Raw genomic sequence first — 1,578 nt, 5'->3', positions numbered from 1 at the left:
GTGTTGCTGTTCGATGAGCCGACCCGAGGCACCGACGTCGGTGCCAAGTTCGACATCTATGCCTTGCTCGGCGAGTTGACTCGTCAGGGCAAAGCGTTGGTGGTGGTGTCCAGCGACCTTCGTGAATTGATGCTGATCTGCGACCGGATCGGCGTGCTGTCGGCGGGCCGTCTGATCGACACATTCGAGCGCGACAGCTGGACTCAGGATGATTTGCTTGCCGCCGCGTTCGCCGGCTACCAAAAACGTGATGCGTTGCTCAACGAAGCGGCGCCTAGGGATCTTCCATGAAAACTGCATCTCCTGCCGGCAAACGTAGTGGCAACTTTTACGGTCTGGGCACTTATCTGGGCCTGGCCGGTGCCTTGCTGGCGATGATTGCGCTGTTCTCGGTGCTGAGCAGCCATTTCCTCTCCTACAACACCTTCAGTACCCTGGCCAACCAGATTCCCGATCTGATGGTGCTGGCGGTCGGCATGACGTTCGTGCTGATCATCGGCGGTATCGATCTGTCGGTCGGCTCGGTGCTGGCATTGGCCGCATCGACCGTCAGTGTGGCCATTCTCGGCTGGGGCTGGAGCGTGTTGCCGGCGGCGTTGCTCGGCATGGCGGTGGCGGCACTGGCCGGCACCATCACCGGCTCGATCACCGTGGCCTGGCGGATTCCCTCGTTCATCGTCTCCCTTGGCGTGCTCGAAATGGCTCGAGGCCTGGCGTATCAGATGACGGGGTCGCGCACCGCCTACATCGGCGACGCCTTTGCCTGGTTGTCGAACCCGATTGCGTTCGGTATTTCGCCTTCATTCATCATTGCCTTGCTGGTGATTTTCATCGCGCAGGCGGTTTTGACGCGCACAGTGTTCGGCCGCTACCTGATCGGCATCGGTACCAACGAAGAAGCTGTGCGTCTGGCCGGGATCAATCCAAAGCCTTACAAGATTCTGGTGTTCAGCCTGATGGGTCTGCTCGCCGGTATCGCTGCGCTTTTCCAGATTTCCCGTCTGGAAGCCGCAGATCCCAATGCCGGTTCGGGGCTTGAGCTGCAGGTGATCGCAGCCGTGGTCATCGGCGGCACCAGTCTGATGGGCGGGCGTGGCTCAGTGATCAGCACGTTCTTTGGTGTATTGATCATTTCCGTGCTGGCGGCCGGTCTGGCGCAGATTGGTGCCACCGAACCGACCAAACGTATCATCACCGGTGCGGTGATCGTTATCGCGGTGGTGCTCGATACTTATCGCAGTCAACGTGCAACTCGCCGGGGCTGAATCATGGCAACGATCAAGGATGTGGCGGCGCTCGCGGGGATTTCCTACACCACCGTGTCGCATGTGGTGAACAACACCCGGCCAGTCAGTCAGGAGGTGCGGCTCAAGGTCGAAGCGGCGATCAAGAGCCTCGACTACGTACCGAGTGCCGTGGCGCGCTCGCTGAAGGCCAAGACCACCGCCACAATCGGGCTGCTGGTGCCGAACAGTCTCAACCCCTACTTTGCGGAGCTGGCGCGGGGCATCGAGGATTATTGTGAGCGTAACGGCTATTGCGTGATCCTGTGCAACTCCGATGACAACCCGGAGAAAC

2 protein-coding genes and 1 pseudogene are annotated in these 1,578 nt (G+C 60.1%); all 3 read left to right on the top strand.

Annotation, left to right across the window (positions count from 1 at the left end; translation table 11 throughout):
• Window positions 1-291, top strand: a pseudogene (locus DBR24_RS15865) (sugar ABC transporter ATP-binding protein); the annotation flags it as partial.
• Window positions 288-1,265, top strand: coding sequence for an ABC transporter permease (locus DBR24_RS15860; RefSeq protein WP_123463366.1), 978 nt, complete (start codon window positions 288-290; stop codon window positions 1,263-1,265). The pseudogene DBR24_RS15865 and the gene DBR24_RS15860, both read left to right, overlap by 4 nt.
• Before the next feature lie 3 nt (window positions 1,266-1,268).
• The coding region (locus DBR24_RS15855) for a LacI family DNA-binding transcriptional regulator (RefSeq protein WP_146189059.1) at window positions 1,269-1,578 on the top strand (310 nt) is incomplete at its 3' end.

Origin of the sequence: Pseudomonas sp. HMWF006 (assembly GCF_003061205.1) — a bacterium.
Taxonomy (GTDB): Bacteria; Pseudomonadota; Gammaproteobacteria; order Pseudomonadales; family Pseudomonadaceae; genus Aquipseudomonas; species Aquipseudomonas monsensis.
Note: the sequence above shows the minus strand (reverse complement) of the source record. Positions and strands in the feature narration are given on the sequence as shown.

Excerpts from the sequence above, each read along its gene's own strand:
- DBR24_RS15860 (WP_123463366.1), top strand. The coding sequence starts at position 288 with ATGAAAACTGCATCTCCTGCCGGCAAACGTAGTGGCAACTTTTACGGT.